5 protein-coding genes are annotated in these 4,258 nt (G+C 73.3%); 3 read left to right on the forward strand and 2 right to left on the reverse strand.

Annotated elements, in window-relative coordinates; translation table 11 throughout:
* A partial coding sequence (locus tag K6I33_RS32430) for an Ig-like domain-containing protein (protein WP_229358169.1) occupies positions 1–875 on the forward strand: 875 nt, incomplete at its 5' end.
* A 193-nt stretch (positions 876–1,068) separates the two neighbouring features.
* Complete coding sequence (locus K6I33_RS32435) at positions 1,069–1,593, forward strand: DoxX family protein (protein WP_229358170.1); 525 nt, start codon at positions 1,069–1,071, stop codon at positions 1,591–1,593.
* Here K6I33_RS32435 and K6I33_RS32440 read toward each other — a convergent pair.
* Both K6I33_RS32440 and K6I33_RS32445 read right to left on the reverse strand, forming a co-directional pair.
* Positions 1,556–1,792, reverse strand: coding sequence for a hypothetical protein (locus tag K6I33_RS32440; protein WP_229358172.1), 237 nt, complete (start codon positions 1,790–1,792; stop codon positions 1,556–1,558). The two genes, K6I33_RS32435 and K6I33_RS32440, sit on opposite strands and share 38 nt — an antisense overlap.
* Entirely contained in the window at positions 1,779–3,260 is a 1,482-nt protein-coding gene (locus tag K6I33_RS32445; RefSeq protein ID WP_229358174.1) for a PspC domain-containing protein, read from the reverse strand. Before K6I33_RS32445 ends, K6I33_RS32440 begins: the two co-directional genes overlap by 14 nt.
* A gap of 211 nt (positions 3,261–3,471) precedes the next feature.
* On the opposite strand from K6I33_RS32445, the gene K6I33_RS32450 reads away from it, so the two are divergent.
* Positions 3,472–4,258, forward strand: a 787-nt coding sequence (locus tag K6I33_RS32450) for a serine/threonine-protein kinase (RefSeq protein WP_229358176.1), incomplete at its 3' end; no start/stop codon positions are given.

Genomic DNA, 4,258 nt, shown 5'->3' on the forward strand with positions numbered 1-4,258 from the left:
CCGTCACGGAGCAGCCCGCCCCGGAGGCCGCGCTGCTCAAGGGCGCCGCCAGGGTCGCACGGCCCGAGATCGCCCCGGCCAACGGCGAGAAGGTCGGCGTGGGCCAGCCCATCGCGATCGTCTTCAAGCAGCAGAAGGTCGCCAAGGAGCTGCGCGCCGGCATCGAGGGACGGCTGAAGGTCTCCACCTCCCCGCAGGTCCCCGGCGCCTGGCACTGGAACGAGTCCAAGGGCGACACGCGCGTCCACTTCCGCCCCGAGAAGTACTGGCCCGCCGGCACCAAGGTCACCCTCGACGCGCGGCTCGCGGGCGTGAAGCTCGCCGAGGGCACCGCGGCCGACCGCGACCGGACGATCTCCTTCACCATCGGCGACTCGATGGTCAACACCGTGGACCTCAAGACCCACAAGCTGACCGTCGTTCGCAACGGCAAGCCCCTGCGCACCATCTCGGTCAGCGGTGGCGACGAGTCGAAGGGCTTCGGCACCCGCGAGGGCGTCAAGACCATCCTCGCCAAGGAGGGCCGCGTCGTCATGGACTCGCTCTCCATCGGCATCCCGCGCAACCACCCCGACGGCTTCTACGGCTCGTACGACTACAGCATGCGCGAGACGATCAGCGGCGAGTACGTCCACGCGGCGCCCGACAACGCCGAGTCCTTCGGCAAGGAGAACGTCAGCCACGGCTGCATCGGCATGTCCACCGCCGACGCCAAGTGGCTGTACGAACTGACCCTCAAGGGCGATGTCGTCCAGGTCACCGGCAGCACCAAGCCCAAGCCCATGGACCACTTCGGCAACGGCTACGGCGACTGGAACCTGACCTGGGAGCAGTGGCTGGAGGGCAGCGCGCTGGGCGTCCGCTCCGGAGCCTGACGCATACCTCCACCACGTCGTTCCCACGCAGTTCCCATGCTGTCCCCATGACGCGCAAGCCCTGTGGACAACCCCGCCGGCCCCCGGCCGGGGTTGTCCACAGGGCTGAACGCGTCACGCGTTCCGTACGTATGGTCGGAGTACGACGGGCGGGGGACGACGAGCGAAGGCGAGGGCGGCGATGGCCGACGGCATGTCACACAGGGCACGGGTCGATCCGGGGCGCTACGCGCTGCTCCCGCTGCGCCTCTTCCTCGGGATCACCTTCGTCTACGCGGGCCTCGACAAGCTCACCGACCCCGCCTTCCTGGCGAGCGGCGGGCAGGGCTCCATCGGCGCCCTGATGGAGTCGGTGCGCGGCACGGCCGCGCTCCCGGGGCTGGTGGATCTCGCGCTGAAGAGCCCCGTCGGCTTCGGCTACGCGATCGCGCTCGGCGAGCTCGCGGTGGGCGTGGGCACCCTCCTCGGGCTCTTCGCGCGGATCGCGGCCGCCGGAGGCGCCCTGGTATCGCTCAGCCTCTGGCTGACCGTCAGCTGGGCGGCCACGCCCTACTACTACGGCAACGACCTCGTCTACCTGATGGCGTGGCTGCCGCTGATACTCGCGGGCGCGCCCCTGCTCTCGGCGGACGCGGCGCTGGCCGGCCGGCGGAGGGGACGCGCCCGGGGCGGGGTGCCGCTCAGCCGAGTCGCTCAGGCCGCCCGTCGCGGTCGGTGAGGCGCGCCCGGCGGCGGTGCACGGCGAAGGAGAGGGAGGAGACCAGGCCCGCCAGGCAGAACCCGCCCGCCAGGACGGGCAGCAGCAGATAGGAGGGGATGTGCCACCGGCCGTCGGCCGCCACCAGATAGACCAGGCCGCCGCCCAGCAGCACCAGGCCGATGACCAGCTTTCCCGGTTCGAAGTCATGCCGTGCCACGGACCACCTCCACCTGGCCGATGCCGGCCTTGAGCTCGAGGCGCAGGGTGCCGTGCGAGGGGTGCCCGGCGCCGGGGGACAGTGTGATCCGGCGGTGCCCGCCGGGCTGGACGTCGACGTCCTGGGGGCCTTCGCCCGGGAGCTGGATGTCGCCGACGCCGACCTGGATGTTCAGCTCCGCCGTGAGGTCCTGCGGCACGACGACCTGGAGCTTGCCCGCCCCGACCTCCGCGCGCACGGTGGACGGCGCCGCTCCGCCCGGCTTGGACCAGGGCACGCCGGTCAGGTCGAGCACGCCGACGCCGGTGCCGAGTTCGTAGCGCTCGTGGATCCCGGCCTGGCTCGCCGGGCGCCAGGTCGTCCGGGACCAGTCGGCGGTCACGGACTTCGGCAGCGCGGCGGCGCCGGTCAGCAGGGCGCCGGTGAGCACGGCCGCGACGACCGTGCCGCCGCCGGTGCGGCCGTAGCGGGAACTGAGCGCGATGCCCAGGCCGAAGACGACCAGGGCGCCGGCCAGGCCGAACTCCAGGGAGGTGCTCAGCGGGCGGTGATGCCAGGTCAGACCGGTGCCGAGGCCGAAGGCGACCAGGGCCAGCAGGAACGTCCAGCCGCCCAGCCACGGTCCCTGGCCGGCCCCGGACCCGGACCCGGCCCCGGACGCTGATCCGGCCCTGGGCGTGGCCCCGGACGCCGGTCCGGCGGCGGGCTCGGGGACCGGGGCCGGACCGGCGCCACGGGCCGGGGCGGCCCCGGAGTACGGTCCGGTGCCGGTGACCGTTCCGGCCCAGCCGTGCGCCCACTTGGAGACGCGGTCGCGGATCGGGAGCGCGGTGTCCGGGACGTCGTCGTCCGGGCCCCAGAGGTAGCCCGTGCCGGGGGCGCCCGGGGCGGAGTCCCGGGCGGAGTCGCGCCACCAGGAGGGGGCGCCCGGCGTCGGGGGCGCCTGGGTCTCCGGCGGGGCCTCCATGACCTTGTGTGTCTTGTGGGTCTTGTGGGGCCGTGCCGCCCCGGCCGTCGCGCCGTCGGTCCCCGCCGCCGCGTCCTCCGGCCCGGCCTCGGCCAGGCGGCGGTGCTGCGACCAGTACGCGGCGCCGCTCAGGGCGACGATCAGCATCAGCGCGAAGGACGTCACGCCGCTGTTGTTGAGCATGGAGAGGAAGAGACCGGAGCCCACCAGCGCGCACAGCACGGCGGTCAGCGCGTGGCCCTCGACACGCCCGGAGAGCATCCGGCGCGCCTCGTTTTCCTCCTCGCCCTCCAGCGGGATCAGCAGCCAGGCGAAGCCGTAGACGATCAGGCCGAGGCCGCCGGTGACGCCCAGCACGCCGAGCGCCACCCGGAAGACGACGGGATCCATGTCGAAGCAGCGCCCGAGGCCACCGCAGACCCCGGCGATCAGCTTGTGCTCACGGCTGCGCCGCAGCGGCGGTGTGGCTGCGGGCTCGGGGGTGGGTGGCGCGTCGGTCATGGGGACATGGTGTCAACCGGAAAGTGTGTACGGCATCCGTGCCGACCCTGGACGTTCCCTGAGATCGCCCCTGAGAACGATCCGGCTAGGGTGGCGCATCGAACATACGACGGGGGAACCGGAGGGTCGCGCGGTGCACGGTGCAGCGCCTGAGGCGGGTCGGCTGGTCGCCGGGCGGTACCGCCTGGCCGAGCGGATAGGCCGGGGCGGCATGGGCACCGTCTGGCGCGCCGAGGACGAGCTGCTGGCCCGTCAGGTCGCGGTGAAGCGGTTGCACGTCAATCCCGGCCTGGAGGAGGACGAGCTCGCCACCCTCTACGAGCGCACCCGGCGCGAGGCGCGCAGCGCGGCCCGGATAGCCCACCCCAATGTGGTCGTCGTCCACGACGTGGTCGAGGATGGCGGCCTGCCCTGCATCGTGATGGAGTACGTGCCGTCCACGACGCTCGGCGACGTCCTCAAGCGCGGCACGATCGGCCCCGAGGAGACCGCCCGCATCGGGCGCGGCATGACCGCCGCGCTGCGCGCCGCGCACGCGGCCGGGGTGCTGCACCGCGATGTGAAGCCCGGCAACGTCCTGCTCGGGCACGACGGGCGGGTCGTCCTCACCGACTTCGGCATCGCCCAGTCCACCGGCACCTCCACCCTCACCAAGACCGGCGAGATGGTCGGTTCGATCGACTACATCGCCCCCGAGCGGGTCAAGGGCGCCAAGCCGGGGCCGGCCTCCGATCTGTGGGCGCTCGGCGCCACGCTCTATCAGGCCCTGGAGGGCCGCCCGCCGTTCCGGCGGGACACCGCCGTCGAGACGGCGTACGCCATCGCCATGGACCCGCTGGTGCCGCCGCGGCAGGCGGGGCCGCTGACCAAGCTGATCGAGACGCTGCTGGCCAAGGACCCGGCCCTGCGGCCCCCGGCCGAGCTGGTCGAGCAGATCCTCCGGGAGCCGGCGGCCGAGGCCGCCGGCTCCCGGAGGATCTGCTCGACCAGCTCGGCCG

This window comes from Streptomyces sp. UNOB3_S3 (assembly GCF_020740895.1).
In the GTDB taxonomy this organism is placed as follows: Bacteria; Actinomycetota; Actinomycetes; order Streptomycetales; family Streptomycetaceae; genus Streptomyces.

What these genes read in the sequence shown, in the direction of transcription:
- K6I33_RS32435 (WP_229358170.1), top strand. Translation starts at nt 1,069, where the DNA reads ATGTCACACAGGGCACGGGTCGATCCGGGGCGCTACGCGCTGCTCCCG.
- K6I33_RS32445 (WP_229358174.1), bottom strand. Translation starts at nt 3,260, where the DNA reads ATGACCGACGCGCCACCCACCCCCGAGCCCGCAGCCACACCGCCGCTG.